Genomic DNA, 22,482 nt, shown 5'->3' on the forward strand with positions numbered 1-22,482 from the left:
GCCGGGTCACGGGGTCGGGAGGGACACCGGGGCCGTGGGGGTCAGGTAGCGGATGGAGACGGGGTGGGCGAGCAGGTCGTCGAAGAGGGCTGCCACGTGGCGGAAGTGCGGGGTGGTGAAGTGGAACTCCAGGGCCTCCGGCCCGGCCCACTCCTCGACGATCACCATCCGCTCCGGCCGGTTCGGGTCGACGTACGGGTCGTAGGCCAGGCAGCCCTCCTCCGCGACGGACGGCTCGATCATGGCTTCGAGGGCGGTGCGCAGGTCGTCCTCGCGGCCGGGCTTGGCCTCGAACGCGGCGATGACGGTCAGGGTCATGACGGTTGCCTCCTCAGGCGGTCGATCCCGTTGTTCCGGTGACGAGGGAGATCCTTCCGCCGCGACGGCCGGATACCCAGGGCGGAGACCTCCCGGGGGACCGGCGGACCGGGGGACTCGCAGTACCCCCTCTCAGAGCGCGTACCCCCTGCGTGTGAGGATCCTGCCGTGTGCGCGCCGGAAGGGGCGACGTGACGAGGGGGAGGGACATGTACACGGGGAAGACGGCTCGGACGACGTTCCGCAATGACGGCGATCAGCCGCTGCAGGTGATGCTGGAGCCGTGGGGTGACGTCCATCTCCTCCCGCCGGCCGAGGCGTGCGTCGTCGTCACCCATTGCGATTGCCCTTCGGGAGACGATCGTTGGTGCGGGTCACAGCATGCGGGCGAGCCGTTCCAGGTCGGCCACGGCCCTGACTGGCTCACGGTGTGGGCCGGCGGCCACTGCTTCCACCTCTGCGACAGCGAGGGCGGGGAAATCGAACCGTTCCTCTACGGGGGATGCCCTGCCCTCGATCAGGCGTCGGCGGCGGGTGTGTAGCGGGCTGCTGCGAGCCGGGCCGTCGTCCGCAGTCTCGCGAAGTAGGAGGCGCAGTACTCCGAGTTGATCAGCGGGATCACCTTGTCGAAGTCGGCGATGCACGACCAGAGCGTGGCGACGCCACGGTCGTCGAGTCCGCCGTTCAGCTCCGCCAGGACGAGGCCTGCGGTGTCCGCGTCCAGGAGGATCAGCTCCGCGCCCATGACGTACATCGACGCGTCACGGGGCACGACCAGGCCCGCCACCAGGTCGTCCATGCCCGCGTGGTCGGGAGCGACGTAGCGGGCACGCGGGTCCGGTACCGGCAGAGGGTGCGCCATGGGGTGGTTCACCCGTGCAGTTTCGCCAGCCGGGGGCCCTCCGCGCCAACCGGTTCGCCTTCCTAGGATGGGCCGATGAACGCCAAGGCCGAACTCAGTGCGTACCTCCGCTCCCGGCGGGCCCGTGTCAAGCCCGAGGAGACCCGGCTGGGGGCCGGGTACGGCGAGCGGCGGCGGGTGCCGGGGCTGCGGCGGGAGGAGCTGGCGCAGCTGGCCGGGGTGAGCGTCGACTACTACGTACGGTTCGAGCAGGGCCGCAACCAGAAGGTCTCCGACGGGGTCGTCGACGCGGTGGCCGACGCCCTGCGCCTGTCGGAGCCCGAGCGCGCGCACCTGCACGACCTGGCCCGCGCGGTGGGCCGCCGGGCCTCGGCGGGGCCGGCCGCGCAGACGCCGAGCGCCGGGCAGCTGCGGCTGCTCGACGCCATGTCCGGCGTCCCCGCCTACCTGGTCGGGCGGCGCACCGACCTGCTGGCCTGGAACCGGCTCTACGCCGAGCTCCTCGGCCCCTCCCTCACCACCGTGGCGCCGGAGCACCGGAACACGGCGTGGCTGGCCTTCCTCGACGCGGACGTACGCGCCCGCTACGTGAACTGGGAGGCCAAGGCCCGCAACGCGGTCGCCTACCTGCGCCGCGACCACGGACGGCACCCGGACGACCCGGCCTTCGCCGCGCTGATCGCCGAACTGGACGCCCACAGCCCCGAGTTCCGTGCGCTGTGGGCACAGCGGGAGGTGGCCGACCGGATCACCGGCGAGTACGTCATGTGGCATCCGGCCGTCGGCGAGCTCAGCCTCACCTTCGAGAGCTTCCGGTCGGCGGCCGACCCGGACATCAGCCTGATCGCCTACACCGCCGAGCCGGGCTCGCCGTCCGAGGCCGCACTGCGCACGCTGGCCGCCCGGTCGTCTTCCTCAGCCGGCGACGGTCCAGGTGTCGGGCCCGGTGAGGAGGGCTCCTAGGTCGGCCTTGCCGTAGCGCTCGACGGCGGTGTCGAGCTGGTCGGCCATGAGGGTGTCGTAGACGGGGCGGTCGGCGCTGCGGAAGACCCCGATGGGGGTGTGGTGGAGGGTGTCGGGGTCGGCGAGGCGGGAGAGGGCGAAGGCCGTGGTGGGGGTGGCGGCGTGGGCGTCGTGGACGAGGATCCGTGCCTCGTTCTCCGCGGTCACCTCCACGACCTCCAGGTCTCCGGTGCGTTCGTTGCGGACGACGCCCTTGGTGAGGTCGGTGCCGAAGCGGATGAGGTGGCCGTGTTCGAGGCGGATGACGGCTTCTTCGGCCTGGTCTTTGTCCTTGAGGGCGTCGAAGGCGCCGTCGTTGAAGATGTTGCAGTTCTGGTAGATCTCGACGAGGGCGGTTCCGGGGTGGTCGGCGGCCTGGCGCAGGACCTCGGTGAGGTGTTTGCGGTCGGAGTCGACGGTCCGCGCGACGAAGGAGGCCTCGGCGCCGAGGGCGAGGGAGACCGGGTTGAAGGGGGCGTCGAGGGAGCCCATCGGCGTCGATTTGGTGATCTTGCCGAGTTCGGAGGTGGGGGAGTACTGGCCTTTGGTGAGGCCGTAGATCCGGTTGTTGAAGAGGAGGATCTTGAGGTTGACGTTGCGGCGGAGGGCGTGGATGAGGTGGTTGCCGCCGATGGAGAGGGCGTCGCCGTCGCCGGTGACGACCCAGACGGAGAGGTCGCGGCGGGAGGTGGCGAGGCCGGTGGCGATGGCGGGTGCGCGGCCGTGGATGGAGTGCATCCCGTAGGTGTTCATGTAGTACGGGAAGCGGGAGGAGCAGCCGATGCCGGAGACGAAGACGATGTTCTCGCGGGCGAGGCCGAGTTCGGGCATGAAGCCCTGGACGGCGGCGAGGACGGCGTAGTCACCGCAGCCCGGACACCAGCGGACCTCCTGGTCCGACTTGAAGTCCTTCATCGACTGCTTGGCCTCGGCCTTGGGCACCAGCGACAGCAGGGTCGGGGCGTCGGTCACCTCAGTCATTGATGGCCTCCTTGAGGACCGTCGCGAGCTGCTCCGCCTTGAACGGCATTCCGTTGACCTGGTTGTACGACTGGGCGTCGACCAAGTACTTCGCCCGGATCAGGGTGGCCAGCTGCCCGAGGTTCATCTCCGGCACCACTACCTTGTCGTAACGCTTGAGGACCTCCCCCAGATTCCTCGGGAAGGGGTTGAGGTGGCGCAGGTGGGCCTGTGCCACGGGGGTCCCGGTGGCGCGCAGCCGGCGTACGGCGGCGGTGATCGGCCCGTAGGTGGAGCCCCAGCCCAGGACGAGTGTGCGGGCGTCGTGGGGGTCGTCGACGTCGAGGTCGGGGACCTGGATGCCGTCGATCTTGGCCTGGCGGGTGCGGACCATGAAGTCGTGGTTGGCGGGGTCGTAGGAGATGTTGCCCGTGCCGTCCTGCTTCTCGATCCCGCCGATGCGGTGTTCCAGGCCCGGGGTGCCGGGGACGGCCCAGGGGCGGGCCAGGGTCTGCGGGTCGCGCTTGTACGGCCAGAAGACCTCCGTGCCGTCCGCGAGCTCGTGGTTGGGGGCGGTCGCGAACTGGACGCTGAGGTCCGGCAGGTCGGCCACGTCCGGGATGCGCCAGGGTTCGGAGCCGTTGGCGAGGTAGCCGTCGGAGAGCAGGAAGACCGGTGTGCGGTAGGTCAGGGCGATCCGGGCCGCGTCGAGCGCGGCGTCGAAGCAGTCCGCCGGGGTGCGCGGGGCGACGATCGGGACGGGGGCCTCGCCGTTGCGGCCGTACATGGCCTGGAGGAGGTCCGCCTGCTCGGTCTTGGTCGGCAGGCCCGTGGACGGGCCGCCGCGCTGGATGTCCACGATCAGCAGCGGAAGCTCCAGCGACACCGCCAGACCGATGGTCTCGGACTTCAGGGCCACGCCGGGGCCGGAGGTGGTGGTCACGCCCAGCGCCCCGCCGAACGCGGCACCCAGCGCCGCGCCGATCCCGGCGATCTCGTCCTCGGCCTGGAAGGTCCGCACCCCGAAGTTCTTGTGCTTCGACAGCTCGTGCAGGATGTCCGAGGCCGGGGTGATCGGATACGAGCCCAGGTAGAGCGGCAGGTCCGCCTGCCGGGCCGCCGCGATCAGCCCGTAGGACAGGGCCAGGTTCCCGGAGATGTTGCGGTAGGTCCCCGTCGGGAACGCCTTCGTCGCCGGCGCGACCTCGTAGGAGACCGCGAAGTCCTCCGTGGTCTCCCCGAAGTTCCAGCCCGCCCGGAACGCGACGATGTTCGCCTCCGCGATCCGCGGCTTCTTCGCGAACTTCTGCCGCAGGAACGACTCCGTGCCCTCCGTCGGACGGTGGTACATCCACGACAGCAGCCCCAGCGCGAACATGTTCTTGCTGCGCTCGGCCTCCTTCCGGGTGAGACCGAAGTCCTTGAGCGCCTCCACCGTCAGCGTCGTCAACGGCACCCGGTGGATGTTGTAGGCGTCCAGGGAGCCGTCCTCCAGCGGGGAGGTCTCGTAGCCGACCTTGGCCATCGGCCGCTTGGTGAACTCGTCCGTGTTCACGATGATCTCCGCACCGCGCGGCACGTCGGCGATGTTCGCCTTCAACGCGGCCGGGTTCATCGCGACCAGCACGTTCGGCGCGTCGCCCGGGGTGAGGATGTCGTGGTCCGCGAAGTGCAGCTGGAACGAGGACACCCCCGGCAGGGTCCCGGCAGGCGCACGGATCTCGGCCGGGAAGTTCGGCAGCGTCGAGAGGTCGTTGCCGAACGACGCCGTCTCCGAGGTGAAACGGTCACCCGTGAGCTGCATACCGTCACCCGAGTCACCCGCGAAACGGATGATCACCCGGTCGACCCGGCGGACCTGGGAAGTCGTCCCCATGTCAGGCGGCGTTCCGCTCGTCGCGGCGCAGCTCCGGCTCGTGCTTGTAGCCCAGGATCAGCACGTCCCGGACCGCCGCCTTCGCCGGGTCGACGGGGTGGATGGGGCGGACGGCGTGCAGGATCTGCGCGTCGGCCCAGAACATGGTGTCCATCTGCTCGGTGAGGCAGAACTCGGCCACGAGGTCCTGCTCCAGGCTGTAGACCTGCGACTCCCCGCCGGCGGCGTTGAAGCGGCCCATCAGGTGGATCGCGCCGAAGTCGACCTCGTCGCGATGCGGGCCCTCGGGGGTGGGTTCGCCCGTCTCGTCCGGGGTGCTGATGATGCGGAACTGGTGGCACTGGACGTCCCAGGGGTCGTCCAGCCAGGACTCCTCCGGGACGGGGAAGTTCTCGAAGTCGGCGCGCAGCAGCCGGGTCAGCAGCGGGTTGTCCAGGGTGCTGCGGCTGAGCGGGGCCACGTCGCGGTCGATGCCGCCGGCGTAGTCGTTGGCGTTCATCGACTGGAAGTAGGGGCGGTGGGGGCGCAGCCGGACCTCTCCGGTGCGCGGTACGAAGAAGAAGCGGTCGTAGGCGCGCTCGCGGAAGCGGGAGCCGCCCTTCAGGTAGCGGTCCGTCTCCAGGCCCTCCCATTCGGCGGCCAGTTCCTTCACGTGCTGCCGCAATTCGGCGTCGATGACGAGCCGGTCGGCCGGCAGCAACGAATATCCGTTGGCCCGCAGTTCTTCCCTTGCCTCGGTCTGCATGATTCGCTCCTCCACCGGCCGGATCCCACACTGCGCTTCCGAGGTTCCCACGGCATTGCTGACGCTGAACTGACAGGGTCCGCACGTCAGATGGACGTCAGCCGGTCGTCACGCGGCCTGTGCTTCACTCGGCCGGTATGACAGACCTATTAATGGCCTCACCCCGGACCGAACGCCGGACGGTCCTCGAGGAAATCGTCGTCGCCGAATTCAAGCGGGCGCTGCTCATGCCCGACGACGAGGAGCTCCCGCTGGAGGACAGCTTCTTCGAGCTCGGCATGACGTCCCTGCTGCTCACCATGGTCAAGCAGCGGCTGGAGGAGCGGCTGGGGCGGGGCATCGGCAGTACGGCCCTGTTCAACCAGCCCACGGTCGAGCGGCTGACCGACCATCTGGCCTCGGACGTGCTGGCCGACGTCTTCGACGCGAATTGAGAGAGGGACGGCGGCCATGCCGGGACATCCGGAATTGCAGGAAAGGCTCGACGCGGCGGAGGAGACCGTCCGCCGCCAGGAGGAGGAGCTCGGGCGTTTCCGTTCGGAAAAGCACGAGCCGATCGCCGTGGTCGGTATCGGAATGCGGCTGCCCGGGGGGAACAATGCGATACCCGATCTCGACGCGTTCCTCCGCGAGGGGCGTTCCGGAATAGGGCCGCTGCCGCGCGACCGGTGGGTCCCCGAGGTGGCCGAGGACGGCATCACGGCCGTCGCGGGCGGTTTCCTCGACCGTATCGACGCGTTCGACGCGCAGTTCTTCAACATCCCGCCCAAGGACGCGCCGTTCATCGACCCCGCGCAGCGGCTGCTGATGGAGACGGTCTGGGAGGCCCTGGAGGACGCCGGTGTCGATCCGGCGGGCCTTCGGCACGGTGACGGCGGCGTCTACGTGGGGGCCTCGCCGCTGGACTTCGCGCTGGAGCTGGAGGGGCTGTCCGACGAGCAGCTCGACGGGAGCCTGACGACCGGGCTCGGCGCGTACTCGCTGTCGGGGCGGCTGTCGTACTTCCTGGGCTGGCGCGGCCCGAGCCTGACCACGGACACGGCGTGCGCGGCGTCGCTGACGGCCCTGCACCTGGCGGTGGAGGGGCTGCGGCGCCGGGAGTGCGGGATCGCGCTGTGCGCCGGGGTGAACACCCTGCACAACCCGCGCTCGTACGTGATCCTCTCGCACGCCCAGATGCTCGCCCCGGACGGGCACTGCAAGACCTTCGACGAGAGCGCCGACGGCTACGCGCGCGCCGAGGGCTGCGGGGCGCTGGTGCTCAAGCGGCTGTCGGACGCGCTGGCGGACGGGGACCGGGTGTTGGCGCTGGTCCGCGGCACGGCGATCGGGCAGGACGGGGAGAGCGCGGGGCTGAGCGCGCCCAACGGCACGGCGCAGGAGGCCGTGATGCGGGCGGCGCTGGCGAACGCGCGGCTGGAGCCGGGCGACATCCAGTACGTGGAGGCGCACGGGACGGGCACCCCGCTGGGCGATCCGATCGAGATGGGTTCGGTCAACGGGGTGTTCGGCGCCTCGCACGACCGGGAGGACCCCCTCGTCATCGGCTCGCTGAAGGCCAACATCGGGCACATGGAGCCGGCGGCGGGGCTGGGCGCGGTGATCAAGGTGATCACGCAGATGCGCGCCGGGGCCTTCTTCCCGCACGTGTGGCGGAACCTGTCGGGGCGGATCCCGTGGGACACGTACCCGATCACGGTGGCGACGCAGGTGCGGCCGTGGAAGGCGCCGGTGCGCCGGGCGACGGTCAACGGGTTCGGGGTCGCCGGGGCCATCGCGGTGGCGGTGCTGGAGGAGCCCCCGGCCCGGGCCGGCGCACCGCGGCGGCCGGAGCCGGCGGAGGAGGGCGTCGGGGGCGGGCAGGTGTTCACGCTCTCCGCCAAGTCGCGTCCGGCGCTGCGGCTCCAGGCCGAGCGGTACGCGCGCTTCCTCGCCGAGCACCCGGACACCTCCCTCGCCGACCTGTGCCGCACCCGGGCCACGGGCCGCTCCCACTTCCGGTACCGGGCCGCGGCCGCCGTCCGGGACACGGGGGAGCTGGCCGGGCACCTGGAGCGGTGGAGCGCCCCGCCGCGCGGGGACGGCAAGCCCGACGCGTTCCGCAAGACGGCCTTCCTGTTCACCGGGTCCGGTTCGCAGTACGTGGGCATGGGCCGGGCCCTGTACGGCCGCTTCCCCGTGTTCACCGCCTGCGTGGACGAGTGCGACGCGCTGTTCGCCCCGCTGCTGGGGCGCTCGGTGGCCGCGGTGATGTTCGGGGACGTGCCAGACGCCGAGGAGGCCCTGGCCCGTACGTCCTTCACGCACGCGGCGCTGTTCACCCTGGAGTACGCCCTCGCGCGGCTGTGGCTGTCGTGGGGGGTGCGGCCGAGCGTGCTGATCGGGCACAGCGTCGGCGAGATCGTCGCGGCGACGGTGGCCGGGCTGTTCACCCTGCCCGACGGGGTCGCGTTCCTCGCCGCCCGCTCCCGGCTGATCGAGTCGGTGTCGGCGCCGGGCGGGATGGCGGCGGTGTCGGCGCCGGCGGAGGAGGTGCGGGAGCGGCTGGCGGCGTGGCCGCGGCTGGCGGTGGCTGCGGTCAACGCCCCGCAGCAGGTGGTGGTCTCGGGCGCGGCGGACGCGCTGGCCGAGGCGGTGGAGGCGCTGCGCGAGCCGGGCTGGACGGTGACGGAGCTGCACGTGAGCGCGGCGTTCCACTCGCCGCTGATGGCCGAGGTGTCGGAGCCGCTGGCCGAGGTGCTGCGCGGGATCTCCTTCGGGGAGCCGCAGCTGCCGATCGTGTCGAACCTGACCGGCCGGATCGCCGATCCGCGGGAGCTGGCGACGCCCGGGTACTGGGTGCGGCACGTCAACGAGACGGTGGAGTTCGCGGCCGGGGTGCGCACCATCGCCGAGCGCGGCCGGCACGTGTTCCTGGAGGTCGGGCCGTCCTCGGCGCTGACCTCGCTGGCCCGGCGCACCGTGCCGCAGGAGCAGCACCGCTGGCTGTGCAGCCTCCGTTCGAAGGACACCACCGGCGCCGCCCTGGACGCGGCGCTGGCGGGCGCGTACGCGGCGGGGCTGAACATCGCCTGGGGCGAGGTGTACGCGGGCCGGCCCGGCCGGCGGATCCCGCTGCCCGGCTACGCCTTCGACCGGCGCGAGTACCGGCTCCCGGCCCGGCCCGCCGGGCGCGGCGGGGCGGCCGGCGACGGGCATCCGCTGCTGGGGCGGGAGGCCTCGCGGGACGGCGGACGGGACGGCGAAAAGAACGGCGAAAGGGACGGCGAAAGGCACGACGGGCGGCGGGAGTTCGCGGCGCGGATCAGCGCCCGGCAGCCGGCGTACCTGGCCGACCACACCATCGGCGGCCAGGTCTTCCTCCCGGCCGCCGCCTACCTGGAGCTGCTGCTCGCCGTGCAGGACGAGGTCCACGGCGACACCGCCCGGGCAGTGGAGGACGTCCGCTTCCACGAGGCGCTGTTCCTGTCGGACCGGCCGACGCTGCTGCTGACCCGGGTGCGCCCCGGGCCGGGCGGGCGGCTGGACGTGGAGGTGTCCAGCCGGGGCGCCGACGAGCCCGAGGGCGCCGAGCGGCTGCACGCGACGGCCTCGATCGCGGCCGAGGCCGACTACGCGGGCAGCGGCCTCGGCGGCCCGGCCCGGACCCTGCTGGCGCTGACCGGGGCCCTGGACGGCGACGAGCCCTCGCGGGTGATGGACGGCGCGCAGGTCAAGGCCGCGTACGCGGAGGCGGGGCTGGAGTACGGGCCGCAGTTCCTGCGGGCCCGCTCGGTGACCTCGTACGGCCCGGACTTCGCGGTGACCGAGCTCGCGGGCGGTGACGTCTCACGGGCGGAGCTGCTGCCCCCGCCGCTGCTGGACGGGTCCACGCACGGCCTGGCGGCGCTCACCGACGACGGCAGGCGGTACGTGGCCACCAGCGTGGGCCGGCTGCGCGCCTTCAAGAAGCCGCGCGGGGAGCTGCTGCGTTCGGCGGCGCGGGTCGCGCGTGCCGAGGACCCGGAGCGGACGGACCCGGCGTTCACGCTGGACGTGCTGCTGCTGGAGGAGGACGGCCGGCCGGTGATGGAGCTGTCCGGGATGGGCTTCACCCGGCTCCCGGACCGCCCGGTGGAGGCGGCGGCCGCCGAACGCACCGCGCGGGCGGCGGCTTCGGCGGCGCCGGTGGACGTGGAGGCGCTGGCGGCGGCCGGGCCCGAGGAGCGGCAGACGGCGATGGTCGCGCTGGTGCGCGCGACGGTCGCGGCGCTGCTGGCGGTCGACGACCCGGAGTACGTCGACACCCGGGCGAGCTTCCTGGAGCTCGGCGTGGACTCGCTGACGGCGATCGTGCTGAAGAACCAGCTCCAGACGCGGCTGCGGATCCCGCTGCTGTCGTCGGCGGTCTTCGACCACCCGTCGGTGGAGGAGCTCGCCGAGCTGCTGTCCGTACGGCTGGCGGCCGAGCCGGCCCCGGTGGCGGCGGCCTGAGGGCCCCCCTCCCCCGAACCGGGGCCACGGCGGAACGCCTCGGCCGCCGTGGCCCCCTCAACCGTCCGAGCGACGACCGACAAGGGAAACGAACCCATGGACAACCGTACGGAGGACCGGACCCTCGCCGCCCGCGCGGCGCTGCACGCCCGGACCCGGCCCGACCAGCCCGCGGTGGTGTGCGAGGACCGTGCGCTCACCTACGGGGAGCTGCACCGGGAGAGCAACCGCACCGCGCACGCGCTGCTGGCCGCGGGGCTGGCGGCCGGGTCGCGGGTGGGCTATCTGGGCCGGGAGTCGGAGCGCTACTACGACCTGGCGCTGGGCTGCGCCAAGAGCGGCGCGGTGCTGGTGCCGGTGAACTCGCGGCTCACGGTCGGCGAGGTCGAGCACGTCCTGCGTGATTCGGAGGCCGAACTCCTCTTCGTGGAGCGGGAGTTCAGACCTCTGGTGGACAAGCTGCGGCCGGTGCTGCCGGGGCTGCGCGAGGTGGTGGAGATGGACTCGGACCGCCATGTGGCGGGCGGGTTCCTCGACTGGAAGGCGGGCCGGCCGGACACCGAGCCGCCGACGGCCGGCGCGGCCGGTTTCGACGACCCGGTGGCGCAGCTGTACACGAGCGGGACGACCGGGCTGCCGAAGGGGGTGGTGCTGGCGCAGCGGACCTTCTTCACCTTCATCGCCGACACCCGGGCGGCCGGGGTGGACTGGATCGACTGGCGGCCCGAGGACCGGGGGTTGAGCTGCTTCCCGGGCCTGCACACGGCCGGGTTCGGCTGGTTCATGCACGCCTTCAACGCGGGCGCGACGACGGTGGTGATGCGCCAGTTCGTCGCCGACGAGGCGACCCGGCTGATCGAGCGGCACCGGATCACCACCCTGTGGGCGGCGCCCGCGATGCTGCGGATGATGCTGGCCGAGCGGGGCACGACCCGCGAGACCTTCCGTTCCCTGCGCAAGGTGGTCTACAGCGGCTCCCCCATCGACCGCGAGCTGCTGCTGACCTGCATCGACGTCCTGGGCTGCGCACTCGCGCAGGGCTACTCCTCGGCGGAGGCGGGCAGTTTCCTGACCGTCCTGGCGCCGGAGGACCACACGGCGGACAGCCGGGTGCTGGGTTCGGCGGGCCGGGCGGTGCCGGGGGTCACGCTGCGGATCCTGGACGGGGAGGGCCGGCCGCTGCCGCCCGGCGAAGTGGGCCGCGTGGTGGTGCACAGCCCGGCGCGCTTCCTCGGCTACTGGCGGCTGCCGGAGGCGACCGCACAGGCGCTGTCCGGGGAGTCCGGAGAGGCCGGGGAGTCCGGGGAGTCCGGGCAGTGGCTGGCGATGGGCGACATGGGCCACGTGGACGCGGACGGCTACCTGTTCCTCGCCGACCGGGTCAACGACACCATCATCGTCGCAGGTCAGAACATCTATCCCACGGAGGTCGAGAATGCCCTGCGGGCCCATCCGGCGGTGGCCGAGGTCTCCGTGTACGGGGTCCCCCACCCGGACTGGGGGGAGGCCGTCCGCGCCGCGGTGGTGCTGCGCCCGGAGGCCGCAGGGACCGCCCCGCGGGAGTTCCTGCGGTTCCTGAACGGCCGGATCGCCGGGTTCAAGATCCCCACCGGGTACGACCTGGTCGCCGAACTGCCGCGCAATCCCACCGGGAAGGTGCTGCGCCGGGTGCTGCGGGAACGGTTCGGCGCGGCCGCGGACCCGGCCCGCGCGGCGTAGGCCCGTGGAGTCGCCACAGGTACGGCTGCCCGTGCGCGCGGGCCCGCTGCCCGAGGTCCAGGGCGCCACGCGGTGGCTGCATCCGGCCGAGGCCGATCCGGACGCGGAGGTGCGGCTGTTCCTGCTGCACCACAGCGGGGGCGGCGCCCCGATGTACCGGGAGTGGCCGGGGCAGCTGCCGGCGTCGGTGGCCTGCCAGGCCGTACAGCTGCCGGGCCGTCAGGAGCGGCGGCGCGAGGCCCCGTACACCCGGCTCGGCGCGCTGGCCGAGGCGCTGGCGCGGGTGGTGTCGGACGAGCTGGACGAGCGCCCGTACGCGGTGTTCGGGCACTCGATGGGGGCGCTGCTCGGCTACCGGCTGACGGTGGAGCTGGAGCGGCGGGGCCTGCCGGCGCCGTCGCTGCTGGCCGTGTCGGGGTGGGCGCCGCTGGGGTTCACGGCGCCGCCCGACCTGGTGGCGTGTCCGCTGGGGGCGCTGCGGGTGCTGGGCGGGCTGCCGCCGGAGGTCGAGGAGGATCCGGAGCTGCTGGCGGCGGCGGTGCGCGCGATGGGCGCGGACGGGGCGGTGTGCGCGGACTTCTCGGACGACGGGGCGGCCGTGGGCTGTCCCGTCGTCGCCTACTCCGGGCGCGGGGACCCGCTCCTCGCGCCCGAGGCCATGCGGTCGTGGGCCGGGCGGACGCCGGAGTTCCTGGGGTGCCGGACCTTCCCCGGGGACCACTTCTACCTGCGGACCCACGCCCGCGCCATCACGGCCGACCTGGCCCAGCTGCTGCCGCGGTACGCCGCGGCCGGCTGAGCGGGCGGCGTCCCTGGAAAGAACCCGGAGGTACCCCTTCATGCTGCCCCGACCCAACGAACTCCTGGCGCGCTACGTCGCGTTGTGGAACGAGAAGGACCCGCGGCGCAGGCGCGACATGGTGCACGCGATGTACGCGCCGGACTGCGTCTACGTCTTCTACCGCAAGGACCCGATCCGGGGGCACGCGGCCCTGCTGGACCAGCTGGCCTACACGCACGAGGTGTACGGCCCGATGGGGTACGAGTTCCGGTCCTCGCACAACGCGACCGGCCACCACGACGTCGTCCGGTTCAACTGGGTGATGGTCACGGCGGCCACGGGGGAGATGGAGATGTCCGGCCAGGACATCCTCGTGCTCGCCGAGGACGGTCGAATTCAGGCCGACTACCAGTTCCACGACCGGATGCCCTCGTCGTTCGTCTACAACGACGGGTACGAGGAGCACGGGGTGGCGGTGCGCCACGCCCGGCCGACGCGGACCGGTGCCACCGGCGCCTGAGGGGACGTACGCGGGCCCCGCGGCAGCCGCCTGCCGCGGGGCCGTGCGTGCGGGGCGCCGCCGGTCAGATCGCGGCGGCCGCCAGGGCGTTCGGGCAGTACTGGCGCAGGACGAGCTCGGTGGTGGCCAGGGCCATGCGGGCGGGGCCGGCCTCGCCGAGCACCTCGCCGTTGGCCAGGGTGCCGCCGACGATCAGCATGAGGGTGTCGGCCAGGGCGTCGGGGTCCTCGGCGCCGGCCTGGGCGCCCTTGTCGCGCCACCAGTTGCGCAGGCCCTTGAGGTGCAGCTTCGCCTCCTGGCGGCCTGGGTGCCCGGGGTCGCGGAACTCGCTGGAGGTGTTGTAGTAGATGCAGCCGTGGAAGTCGGGTTCCCTGACGCTGTCCTGGAAGAACTCCATCAGCGCGAGGATCTGGCGGGCCGGGTCCCCGCCGTGGGGGGCGGTGATCTCCTCCGCCCGCTCCCACCACTGCGCGTCGCTCTCGCGCAGCCAGGCCGCGATGAGCTCGTCCTTGCTGGCGAACTCGCGGTACAGCAGGCTCTTGCCGACTCCGGTCGCGTCGATCACCTGCTGCATGCCGACGGCCCGGACCCCCTGCTCACCGAAGAGTTTGGCCGAGGCGTCCAGGATCCGCTGCCTCGTACCTGGTGCCGGTGTGCGCGCCATGTCTCAACTCCTTCGCCTCTCCCCCGCGGTTCCCAGCATACGTTTGACACCGGGGTTTGTGAGCGCTAGAAATGGACCGATCAGTCCAGGACTGATCGGTCCATCATTGTTCGCATAGCTCTGGCCCGCTCGCCGCTTCCGACGACACTCCGATCGGAGTCCGCTCATGACCGAGGCATCCCCGACCTCCCCTCCCCTCGCACGGGCGGTGACCCCTCCCGCCCCCATGGTGAAAAGCCTGCCGCTGCTGCTCCTGGTCGTGTGCGCGGTGCAGTTCCTCGACGCGATGGACATCGCGAGCATGGGACCGGCCCTCCCCCTGGTCCAGGCGGACCTGGGCATGACCACCTCCGCCCTCCAGTGGGTCGTCTCGGCGTACGCGCTGGGCTTCGGCGGGTTCCTGCTGCTGGGCGGCCGGCTGGCCGACCTCTACAACCGCAAGAAGCTGCTGATCGGCTGGCTGGCCGTGTTCGTGGTGGCCAGCATCCTCGGCGGCCTCGCCGACAACGGCGTGGTCCTGGTCGTGGCCCGACTGCTCAAGGGCGTCAGCGCCGGCATCACCGCACCCGCGGCCATGGCGATCCTGCTCGACGCCTTCCGTGACGAGCAGTCGCGCAACCGCGCGCTGGGCACCTTCCTCGCCGTGGCCTCCGCCGGTTACTCCCTCGGCCTGATCCTCGGCGGCCTGATGGCCGGCGTCTCCTGGCGGCTCGTCCTCTTCGCCCCGGCCGTGGCCGGTCTGCTGGTCGCGCTGCTTGCCGCCTCGGTGGTCCCCTCGCGGCAGGAGAAGGGCAAGAGCGGCAGCCTCGACATCCTGGGCGCCGTCACGGTCACGGCCGGCGCGGTGGCCCTGGTCTACGGACTCAGCCGGGCCGCCAGCGACGGCTGGAGCGACGCCCAGACCATCGGCTCGCTGATCGCCGCCGCCGTCCTCTTCCCCCTGTTCGCCGTGGTCGAGAGCCGCCACCCGGCGCCGCTCGTCCCGCTCACCGTCTTCCGCAAGGGCCAGCTGACCCGCGCGCTGGTCGCCATGCTCTTCTTCGGCGCCTACGTCTCCTTCCAGTTCGTCCTGACCCTCTACTACCAGGAGCAGCTGCACTGGTCCCCGCTGGAGGCCGGCCTCGCCTTCCTCCTCGGCGGCGTACTGACCGCGGGCACCGCCCGCTACGGCGCCGCGCTGGTCACCAGGTACGGCGCCTGGCCCGTCGCCACCGGCGGCCTAATCCTGCTGAGCATCGGCTACCTCGGCTGGGTCCTGCTGATGGGTCAGGTCGACCCGCTGGTCACCCTGTTCGCCCAGCAGCTGCTCGGCGGCCTCGGCTTCGCCGCCGTCTACCCGGCGCTGAACATCGCCGCCGTCGGCACCGCCGCGCCGGACGAGCAGGGCCTGGTCTCGGGCCTGTTCAACGCCGGCGCGCAGATCGGCAACGGCGTGGTCATCGCCCTCACCGCCACCGTCTTCTCGCTCAGCACCGGCGGGATCGCGCCCTACCGGGCCGGCCTGTGGACCGTCACCGCCATCACCCTGGCCGTGACCCTCGTCGCCCTGGCGGGCGCCGCCCGCCACCGGCAGAAGGCCACCGCCTGACCGGACGACCGGAGGGGGCGCCGCCACCGCGGCGCACCCTCCTCCCCCTGATCGGCCGTGCAGCACCTCAGGCGCCCCCATTGGATCCCCCGCATCCGGCGCCCGGTGTGCTGCATGGCCTTTTCCGCATGTCCGGGGGCGGTCGCGCGGGGGCTCCCGGGGGCTTCATTGACACGCTCCGGCCCTACCAAGTACGGTCGGGACCGATCGGTCCACTAAGTTTCCAGAGCATGTCGAGTTCGCTTCCGGAATCGAATCGATCACCCGGCGCCAGTGCACACGACACCGTTCTCTTTCCATCTCGCGGGGAGATGTTTGTGTTGCTGTTCTCAGTCCTAGGCTCCATGGAAATCGTCAAACAACGGGTCGCCGTACGGCTCGGCGGCGCCATGCAGCAGACGCTCCTGGCGGCCCTGCTCGCGGCCGGCGGATCCCTCGTCACGGTCGACTCCCTCATCCTCGAACTCTGGGGCACCACACCCCCCGGCAAGGTCGAGAACGCCCTCCAGGCGCAGATCAGCCGGGTCCGCAGGACCCTGGCGGCGGTCGAACCGGAGCGGGAGGGCTCGCGCGTGGTGACGAGCACCTCCGGCTACCTGTTCCTCTTCGAGCGGTGGGAGCTCGACGCCTACCTCTTCCTCGACACCGTGGACGCCGTCCACGCACGGACGGGAACCGAGAGCCTTCCCGAACTCCGCCAGGACATCGCCGACCTCCGCGAGGGCCTTTCGCGCTGGCGCGGCCCGGTATTCGGCGGACTGACCGGCGGGCCCATCTGCCAGACCGCCTCGACCAGATATCAGGAGGCGAGAAATTCGGCGCTCATCCTGCTCTACGACCTCGAACTGCGCACCGGCGGCCACGAGCGGATACTCCCGGAGCTCACCGAGCTCTACTCGCGCCACCCCAACCACGAACAGTTCTGCATGCTCCTCATGCGGGCCCTGTACCGCTGCGGCCGCCAGCTCGACGCGCTGACGGTCTACCGCCAGTGCCGGCACAACATGATCGAGTCCCAGGGGATCGAGCCCTCCCCCGTACTGAGCCAGTACGAGCGGGCGATCCTCACGCACGACCCGATGCTGCTCCAGGACGAGCCGTACTGGCCGGTCCCGGCCCTCGTCGCGAGCTAGGGGAGCGCCCGGACATGGACGGGCACCTGCTGCTCGTCGCGCACGGCAGCCGCGACCCCCGGCACGCGGCGACGGTGCGCGCACTCACCCGGCGGATCCGGTCGACGAGGCCCGGACTGCGGGTGGGCACGGCCTTCCTCGACTTCGACTCCCCTTCCGTATCCGGGGAGTTGGCGGAGATGGCGCACGGCGGAGCGGTCAGGGTGGTCGTCCAGCCCCTGCTCCTGAGCCACGCCTTCCACGCCAAGCACGACCTGCCCGGGGCGCTGCGCGCGGCCCCGGCCCCCCTCCTCGTCCGGCAGGCCCCCGTACTGGGCCCGCACCCCCTGCTGACGGCCGCGCTGGAACGCCGGCTGGCCGAGGCCGGGCTCGCCCCGCACGAGCGCGCCACGACCGGCGTGGTGCTCGCGGCCGCCGGCACCGCCGACCCCGACGCGGCCGCCGTGCTCGCGGGGATCGCCCGCACCTGGCAGGGCGCCGGCTGGGCCGCCGTACGGCCCGCCTTCGCCTCCGCGGGCCTGTTCCCCGCCACCGCGGATGCCGTACGGGCGCTGCGCGCCGGGGGCGTGCGGCGGGTGGCGGTGGCCCCCTGCGTACTGGCCCCGGGCCGGCTCCCCGACCGGATCGCGGCGGGCGCCGCTGCGGCCGGGGCGGACGTCCTGGGCGGGGTGCTGGGGGCCGCGCCGGAGCTCGTCCGGCTGGTGCTGCTCCGCTACGACGGGGCCGTGGCGAAGGCCCGGGCCCTGACGGGGTGACCGCCGCGCGCCCGGGCCCGTACCGCTCGCCGGCTCAGTTCCGCAGACCGCGGCCGCGCAGCATGCGGCGTTCCAGCGGGCCGAAGACCAGCAGTTCGACGGCGACGCCGACGAGCAGGATCAGGCCGATGGCCAGGAAGATCCGGGCCATGTCGGAGGTCTCGCGCCCCGATTCCAGCAACTGGCCCAGTCCGATGCCGAGGTCGGGGGAGCTGGCGATGATCTCGGCGGCCATCAGGGAGCGCCAGGAGAAGGCCCAGCCCTGTTTGAGGCCGGCCAGGTAGCCGGGGAACGCGGCCGGCATGACCACGTACCGGGCGCCGCGCAGCCCGGTGGCGCCGAGGGAGCGGCCGGCCCGCAGCAGGAGCGGGGGGACCTGGTCGATGCCGGAGACGAGGCCGCCCGCGATGGAGGGGGTGGCGCCGAGCAGGATGACGGCGTACATCATCGAGTCGTCCAGGCCCAGCCAGAGCACCGCCGGGGGCACCCAGGCCACCGAGGGCAGGGACTGCAGCCCGGAGAGGATCGGCCCGATGGCGGCCCGCACGGGCCGGACGCGGGCGACGAGCAGGCCGAGCGGGGTGCCGATGGCCAGGGCGAGGAGGAACCCGGACAGGCCGCGCCAGACGCTGGTCCACACGATGTCGAAGAGGGTTCCCTTGAACCACAGGTGGGCGAGGCTGTCCCAGACGGCGGCGGGCGGCGGGAGCACGTAGGCGTCGGTGACGTGGGCCGAGGCGAGGGCCTGCCAGAGCGTCAGCACGAGGGCGACGGCCAGCGCCGGGGGCAGCACCTTGGCCGGCAGGACGCGCCGCAACGGGGTCCGGCCGGTGCCGTGGTGGGCGTCGAGCGCGTCCAGTCCGGCCAGCTCGTGGACGGGGGCCCGGGGGCCGGGGTCCCGGGAGGTGGTGTCAGTGCCGGCCATGGCGGCGGATCTCCCCTCGCAGGTGTTCGGTGATCTCCAGGGACAGTTCCGCGACGTCCGCGTCCTCGATGCGGCGCGGCTGGGGGATGTCGACGTTCCATTCCTTGGCGACCCGGCCGGGGCGGGAGGAGAGGAGGACGACGCGCTGGGCGAGGCGGACGGCCTCGCGGACGTTGTGGGTGACGAAGAGGACGGAGAGGCCGGTCTCTTCCCAGATGCGGGTGAGTTCGCCGTGGAGGACGTCGCGGGTGATGGCGTCGAGGGCGGCGAAGGGCTCGTCCATCAGCAGGAGGCGGCTGTCCTGGGCGAGGGCGCGGGCGAGCGCGACGCGCTGGCGCATGCCGCCGGAGAGCTCGTGGACGCGCTTGCCGTGGGCGCCGCCGAGGCGGACCAGCTCCAGCAGCCGTTCGGCCTCGGGCTTGCGGTCGGCCTTGGGCACCCCGCGCAGCCGCAGGGCGAGTTCGATGTTCTTGCCGGCCGTCAGCCAGGGGAACAGGGCGTGCTCCTGGAACATCAGGGCGGGGCGGCCCCCGGTGGTGACGGACCCGGAGGTGGGGGCGTCCAGGCCGGCGATCAGGTTGAGGAGGGTGGACTTGCCGCAGCCGGAGGCGCCGAGGAGGGTGACGAACTCGCCGGGGGCGACGTCCAGGCTGATGTCGTCCAGGATCGGCTGGGGGCCGGCGGGGCCGGGGAAGGACTTCGAGAGGTGCCGGGTGCGGACGGCCCGGGTGAGCGCCGTGGTGTTCTCCGCGTCGATGAGTGCGGTGGCCACCGCGGCTCACCTCCCTTGGTCGTCGGGGGCCGGGTACGTGGGCTTGTGCAGGGAGCCGAGGACGCGGTTGAGCGGCCCCAGGTCGTAGATGCCGTGCAGGTCGGGGTCCTCCAGCAGTCCGGCGGCGACGGCGTGCGCGGACTGGGCGCGGAGGGTGGCGGGGAGGGGGTCGTCGGTGACGAGGAGGGACGGCCAGGCCCGGTCGACGACCTCGGGTTCCAGGGGCTTGCCGGTGAGGGCGGCCAGGGCGGCGTTGGCGGAGGCCTTGGCCCGGTCGGGGTGGGCGTTGATCCACTCGTTGGTCTTCACGGTGCCGCGCAGGACGGCCTCGACCACGTCCGGGTGCTCCCCCAGGAACTTCTGCGAGACGACCACGTTCGTGATCACGAACTTCCTGTCCGGCCACAGGTCGGCCTCGTCGAGCAGGACGGTGGCGCCGTCCGCGACCAGCTTGGAGGCGGTGGGTTCGGGCACCCAGGCCCCGTCGACCGCGCCGGAGCGGTAGGCGTCGGGGGTGATGGTGTTGCTGGTGCGGACGACAGAGACGTCGCCCTTGCCGCTGGCGGCGTCCACCTTCCAGCCGCGGCCCCTGATCCAGTCGAGGAAGGCCACGTCCTGGGTGTTGCCGAGCTGCGGGGTGGCGATCTTCCTGCCCTTGAGGTCGTCCGGGGTCTTGATCTTCGCCGGGTTCACGACGAGCTTGACGCCGCCGGAGGCGGAGCCGGAGACGATGCGCAGGCTGCGGCCCTCGGACTTGACGTAGCCGTTGACGGCGGGCGAGGGGCCGATGAAGCCGATGTCGACGGAGCCCGCGTTCAGGGCCTCGATCTCGGCGGGGCCCGCGTTGAAGGTGGTGGTCTTCAGGGCCGTTCCGCCCAGCTCCCGCCGGATCAGCCCCTCCCGGACGCCGACCAGGGCGGTGGCGTGGGTGAGGTTGGGGAAGTAGCCGAGGGTCACGGAGCCCGCCGAGAGCTTCGGGCCGGCCGCACCCGCCGGGGCCTGGGCGGCGGCGGGGACCTGGTCGGGCCGGGAGCCGTAGCCGCAGGAGGCGAGGGCGGCGGCGCAGGCCAGGAGGAGGACGGGCAGGGCGGCGCGGCGGTAGACCCCGCGGGGGCCCCGGCGGCACGGTGGGTGCGGTGGGTGCGGTGGGTGCAGTGGGTGCAGTGGGTGCGGTGGGGACATCGTCAGACGGTCCGTTCGGTCTCGTCGGTCTCGGTGAAGGCCTCGCCGGCCATGCCCGCGGTGAGCGTGGTCCCGTCGGACGGGTCGACGAGCAGGAAGGATCCGGTGGCACGGGAGTCCGCGTAGGCGTCGAGGGCGAGGGGTTCGCCGGTGCGCAGCACGACGCGGCCGATGTCGTTGGCGGACAGCTTGCCGGGGTCGGGGTGCTGGGAGAGGTCGTCCAGGGTCAGCCGGGACGGGATCTGCCGGACGATCGCCTTGACGGTGCGGGTGGTGTGCTTGAGCAGGACGCGCTGGCCGGGCTTGAGGGGCCGGTCGGCGACGTGGCAGACGGTGGCGGTGACGTCCTGGGTGGTGGCGGGGGCGGCCGCGGCGGGGGCGATGAGGTCGCCGCGGGAGACGTCGACGTCGTCGGCGAGGCGGAGGGTGACGGACTGGGGGGCCCAGGCGGTGTCGACCGGTTCGCCGAGCGCGTCGATGCCCTCGATGACCGAGGTCCTGCCCGACGGCAGGACGGTGACGGACTCGCCGACGCGCAGCACGCCGGAGGCGATCTGGCCCGCGTAGCCGCGGTAGTCGCGGTGTTCGGGGGTCCGGGGGCGGATCACGTACTGGACGGGGAAGCGGGCGGGGGCGGTGAGGGCGTCGCCGACGGGGACGGTTTCCAGGTGCTCCAGCACGGTGGGGCCGCCGTACCAGTCCATGTTCGCCGACGGCTCGACCACGTTGTCCCCGCCGAGGGCCGAGACGGGGATGGCGGTGATCTCGCGTATGCCGAGGGCGGAGGCGTAGGCGGTGAACTCCTCGGCGATGCGCGCGAAGACGGCCTCCTCGTATCCGACGAGGTCCATCTTGTTGACGGCGAGGACGACGTGGGGGACGCGCAGGAGGGCGGCGACGGCGGCGTGGCGGCGGGTCTGCTCGATGACGCCGTTGCGGGCGTCGACGAGGACCACGGCGAGGTCGGCGGTGGAGGCGCCGGTGACCATGTTCCGGGTGTACTGCACGTGCCCGGGGGTGTCGGCCAGGATGAACCGGCGACGGGCGGTGGCGAAGTAGCGGTAGGCCACGTCGATGGTGATGCCCTGCTCGCGCTCGGCCCGCAGGCCGTCGGTGAGGAGGGCGAGGTCCGGGGTGTCCTGGCCGCGGTCGGCGGAGACCCGCTCCACGGCCTCCAGCTGGTCGGCGAGGACCGACTTCGAGTCGTGCAGGAGGCGGCCGACCAGGGTGGACTTGCCGTCGTCGACGGAACCGGCGGTCGCGAAGCGCAGCAGCGTCGTCGTGTCGTCCATGGCTAGAAGTACCCTTCGCGCTTGCGGTCTTCCATCGCGGCCTCGGACAGCTTGTCGTCGGCGCGGGTCGCGCCCCGCTCGGTGAGGCGGGACACGGCGATTTCGGCGATCACGGCGTCCAGGTCGGCGGCGTCGGAGTCGACGGCGCCGGTGCAGGACATGTCACCGACGGTGCGGTAGCGCACGAGGCGCTTCTCGACCGGCTCGGTGTCCTTGGGGCCGCCCCACTCGCCGGCCGTGAGCCACATGCCGCTCCGCTGGAAGACGTCCCGCTCGTGCGCGAAGTAGATCTCGGGGAGCTCGATGTCCTCGCGGGCGATGTACTGCCACACGTCCAGCTCGGTCCAGTTGGAGAGCGGGAAGACGCGGACGTGCTCGCCGGGGGCGTGGCGGCCGTTGTAGAGCTGCCACAGCTCGGGGCGCTGGCGGCGGGGGTCCCACTGGGAGAACTCGTCGCGCAGGGAGAAGACGCGCTCCTTGGCGCGGGCCTTCTCCTCGTCGCGCCGGCCGCCGCCGAAGACGGCGTCGAAGCCCAGCCGCTGGATGGCCTCGGTGAGGGGGACGGTCTGGAGGGGATTGCGGACGCCGTCGGGGCGTTCCTGGAGGGTGCCGGCGTCGATGTACTCCTGGACGGAGGCCACGTGCAGGCGCAGGCCGTGCCGGGCGACCGCGCGGTCGCGGTAGGCCAGGACCTCGGGGAAGTTGTGGCCGGTGTCCACGTGCAGCAGCGAGAAGGGCAGCGGCGCGGGCGCGAAGGCCTTGAGCGCCAGGTGCAGCATGACGATGGAGTCCTTGCCGCCGGAGAACAGGATCACCGGTCTCTCGAACTCGCCCGCCACCTCGCGGAAGATGTGCACCGCCTCGGACTCCATCGAGTCCAGGTGGTCCAGGGCCCGTGGGGCTCTGCGGATGGGG

21 protein-coding genes are annotated in these 22,482 nt (G+C 72.6%); 10 read left to right on the plus strand and 11 right to left on the minus strand.

All coding sequences use genetic code 11. The features are described 5' to 3' along the window. Nucleotides 1–6 precede the first annotated feature (6 nt). A complete protein-coding gene (locus ACFVXK_RS14420; RefSeq protein ID WP_389611832.1) occupies nucleotides 7–318 on the minus strand; it encodes a putative quinol monooxygenase in 312 nt (103 codons plus the stop codon). Nucleotides 319–527: 209 nt separating this feature from the next. Here ACFVXK_RS14420 and ACFVXK_RS14425 point away from each other — a divergent pair, with 209 nt between their 5' ends. Beyond that, entirely contained in the window at nucleotides 528–860 is a 333-nt protein-coding gene (locus ACFVXK_RS14425; protein WP_389611833.1) for a hypothetical protein, read from the plus strand. Here the strand turns inward: ACFVXK_RS14425 and ACFVXK_RS14430 are convergent. Further along, nucleotides 836–1,192, minus strand: coding sequence for a hypothetical protein (locus ACFVXK_RS14430; RefSeq protein ID WP_389611834.1), 357 nt, complete (start codon nucleotides 1,190–1,192; stop codon nucleotides 836–838). The two genes, ACFVXK_RS14425 and ACFVXK_RS14430, sit on opposite strands and share 25 nt — an antisense overlap. Before the next feature lie 63 nt (nucleotides 1,193–1,255). On the opposite strand from ACFVXK_RS14430, the gene ACFVXK_RS14435 reads away from it, so the two are divergent. Continuing rightward, the gene (locus ACFVXK_RS14435; protein WP_389611835.1) at nucleotides 1,256–2,143 is read left to right on the plus strand and encodes a helix-turn-helix transcriptional regulator; all 888 of its coding nucleotides are present in this window, start codon (nucleotides 1,256–1,258) and stop codon (nucleotides 2,141–2,143) included. Here the strand turns inward: ACFVXK_RS14435 and ACFVXK_RS14440 are convergent. From ACFVXK_RS14440 to ACFVXK_RS14450, 3 genes are read right to left on the minus strand one after another with little or no spacing between them, the layout of a single operon-like run. Further along, nucleotides 2,096–3,163 (minus strand): 2-oxoacid:ferredoxin oxidoreductase subunit beta, encoded by a 1,068-nt coding sequence (locus ACFVXK_RS14440; protein WP_389611836.1) that lies wholly within the window; start codon nucleotides 3,161–3,163, stop codon nucleotides 2,096–2,098. The two genes, ACFVXK_RS14435 and ACFVXK_RS14440, sit on opposite strands and share 48 nt — an antisense overlap. Continuing rightward, the gene (locus ACFVXK_RS14445) at nucleotides 3,156–5,018 is read right to left on the minus strand and encodes a 2-oxoacid:acceptor oxidoreductase subunit alpha (protein ID WP_389611837.1); all 1,863 of its coding nucleotides are present in this window, start codon (nucleotides 5,016–5,018) and stop codon (nucleotides 3,156–3,158) included. The genes ACFVXK_RS14440 and ACFVXK_RS14445 overlap by 8 nt, the downstream gene beginning before the upstream one ends. Nucleotide 5,019: 1 nt before the next feature. Beyond that, entirely contained in the window at nucleotides 5,020–5,763 is a 744-nt protein-coding gene (locus tag ACFVXK_RS14450) for a 2OG-Fe dioxygenase family protein (RefSeq protein ID WP_389611838.1), read from the minus strand. A gap of 137 nt (nucleotides 5,764–5,900) precedes the next feature. Here ACFVXK_RS14450 and ACFVXK_RS14455 point away from each other — a divergent pair, with 137 nt between their 5' ends. The 5 genes from ACFVXK_RS14455 (at nucleotide 5,901) to ACFVXK_RS14475 (ending at nucleotide 13,256) form a co-directional block, all read left to right on the plus strand. Further along, nucleotides 5,901–6,197, plus strand: a complete 297-nt coding sequence (locus ACFVXK_RS14455) for an acyl carrier protein (RefSeq protein WP_389611839.1) — start codon at nucleotides 5,901–5,903, stop codon at nucleotides 6,195–6,197. A 16-nt stretch (nucleotides 6,198–6,213) separates the two neighbouring features. Next, complete coding sequence (locus ACFVXK_RS14460; RefSeq protein WP_389611841.1) at nucleotides 6,214–10,236, plus strand: type I polyketide synthase; 4,023 nt, start codon at nucleotides 6,214–6,216, stop codon at nucleotides 10,234–10,236. Between the two features lie 96 nt (nucleotides 10,237–10,332). Continuing rightward, nucleotides 10,333–11,955, plus strand: a complete 1,623-nt coding sequence (locus ACFVXK_RS14465; protein WP_389611842.1) for a long-chain-fatty-acid--CoA ligase — start codon at nucleotides 10,333–10,335, stop codon at nucleotides 11,953–11,955. Between the two features lie 4 nt (nucleotides 11,956–11,959). Continuing rightward, nucleotides 11,960–12,754 carry a thioesterase II family protein gene (locus ACFVXK_RS14470; protein ID WP_389611843.1) on the plus strand — a complete coding sequence of 265 codons (795 nt, stop codon included), beginning with the start codon at nucleotides 11,960–11,962 and terminating at the stop codon, nucleotides 12,752–12,754. 40 nt (nucleotides 12,755–12,794) lie between these two features. Next, nucleotides 12,795–13,256, plus strand: a complete 462-nt coding sequence (locus ACFVXK_RS14475; RefSeq protein WP_358899446.1) for a nuclear transport factor 2 family protein — start codon at nucleotides 12,795–12,797, stop codon at nucleotides 13,254–13,256. Nucleotides 13,257–13,320: 64 nt separating this feature from the next. Here ACFVXK_RS14475 and ACFVXK_RS14480 read toward each other — a convergent pair whose 3' ends face one another. Then, the gene (locus ACFVXK_RS14480) at nucleotides 13,321–13,920 is read right to left on the minus strand and encodes a TetR/AcrR family transcriptional regulator (RefSeq protein WP_389611844.1); all 600 of its coding nucleotides are present in this window, start codon (nucleotides 13,918–13,920) and stop codon (nucleotides 13,321–13,323) included. Nucleotides 13,921–14,086: 166 nt separating this feature from the next. On the opposite strand from ACFVXK_RS14480, the gene ACFVXK_RS14485 reads away from it, so the two are divergent. The 3 genes from ACFVXK_RS14485 to ACFVXK_RS14495 all read left to right on the plus strand — a co-directional run bounded on the left by ACFVXK_RS14485 (nucleotide 14,087) and on the right by ACFVXK_RS14495 (nucleotide 17,396). After that, entirely contained in the window at nucleotides 14,087–15,508 is a 1,422-nt protein-coding gene (locus tag ACFVXK_RS14485) for an MFS transporter (protein WP_389611845.1), read from the plus strand. Nucleotides 15,509–15,852: 344 nt separating this feature from the next. After that, the gene (locus ACFVXK_RS14490) at nucleotides 15,853–16,641 is read left to right on the plus strand and encodes a BTAD domain-containing putative transcriptional regulator (RefSeq protein WP_389611846.1); all 789 of its coding nucleotides are present in this window, start codon (nucleotides 15,853–15,855) and stop codon (nucleotides 16,639–16,641) included. Between the two features lie 14 nt (nucleotides 16,642–16,655). Continuing rightward, a complete protein-coding gene (locus ACFVXK_RS14495) occupies nucleotides 16,656–17,396 on the plus strand; it encodes a sirohydrochlorin chelatase (protein WP_389611847.1) in 741 nt (246 codons plus the stop codon). A gap of 34 nt (nucleotides 17,397–17,430) precedes the next feature. Here ACFVXK_RS14495 and ACFVXK_RS14500 read toward each other — a convergent pair whose 3' ends face one another. The 5 genes from ACFVXK_RS14500 to cysD are packed head-to-tail and all read right to left on the minus strand — an operon-like array spanning nucleotide 17,431 to nucleotide 22,439. Further along, a complete protein-coding gene (locus ACFVXK_RS14500) occupies nucleotides 17,431–18,321 on the minus strand; it encodes an ABC transporter permease (RefSeq protein WP_389611848.1) in 891 nt (296 codons plus the stop codon). Further along, a complete protein-coding gene (locus tag ACFVXK_RS14505; protein ID WP_389611849.1) occupies nucleotides 18,308–19,093 on the minus strand; it encodes an ABC transporter ATP-binding protein in 786 nt (261 codons plus the stop codon). The genes ACFVXK_RS14500 and ACFVXK_RS14505 overlap by 14 nt, the downstream gene beginning before the upstream one ends. Nucleotides 19,094–19,099: 6 nt before the next feature. Further along, nucleotides 19,100–20,275, minus strand: coding sequence for an ABC transporter substrate-binding protein (locus ACFVXK_RS14510; protein WP_389611850.1), 1,176 nt, complete (start codon nucleotides 20,273–20,275; stop codon nucleotides 19,100–19,102). Between the two features lie 2 nt (nucleotides 20,276–20,277). Further along, entirely contained in the window at nucleotides 20,278–21,567 is a 1,290-nt protein-coding gene (locus ACFVXK_RS14515) for a sulfate adenylyltransferase subunit 1 (RefSeq protein WP_389611851.1), read from the minus strand. A 2-nt stretch (nucleotides 21,568–21,569) separates the two neighbouring features. After that, nucleotides 21,570–22,439, minus strand: coding sequence for a sulfate adenylyltransferase subunit CysD (cysD, locus tag ACFVXK_RS14520; protein WP_389611861.1), 870 nt, complete (start codon nucleotides 22,437–22,439; stop codon nucleotides 21,570–21,572). Nucleotides 22,440–22,482: the final 43 nt, after the last annotated feature.

Source organism: Streptomyces sp. NPDC058157 (assembly GCF_042884105.1).
Classification (GTDB): domain Bacteria; phylum Actinomycetota; class Actinomycetes; order Streptomycetales; family Streptomycetaceae; genus Streptomyces.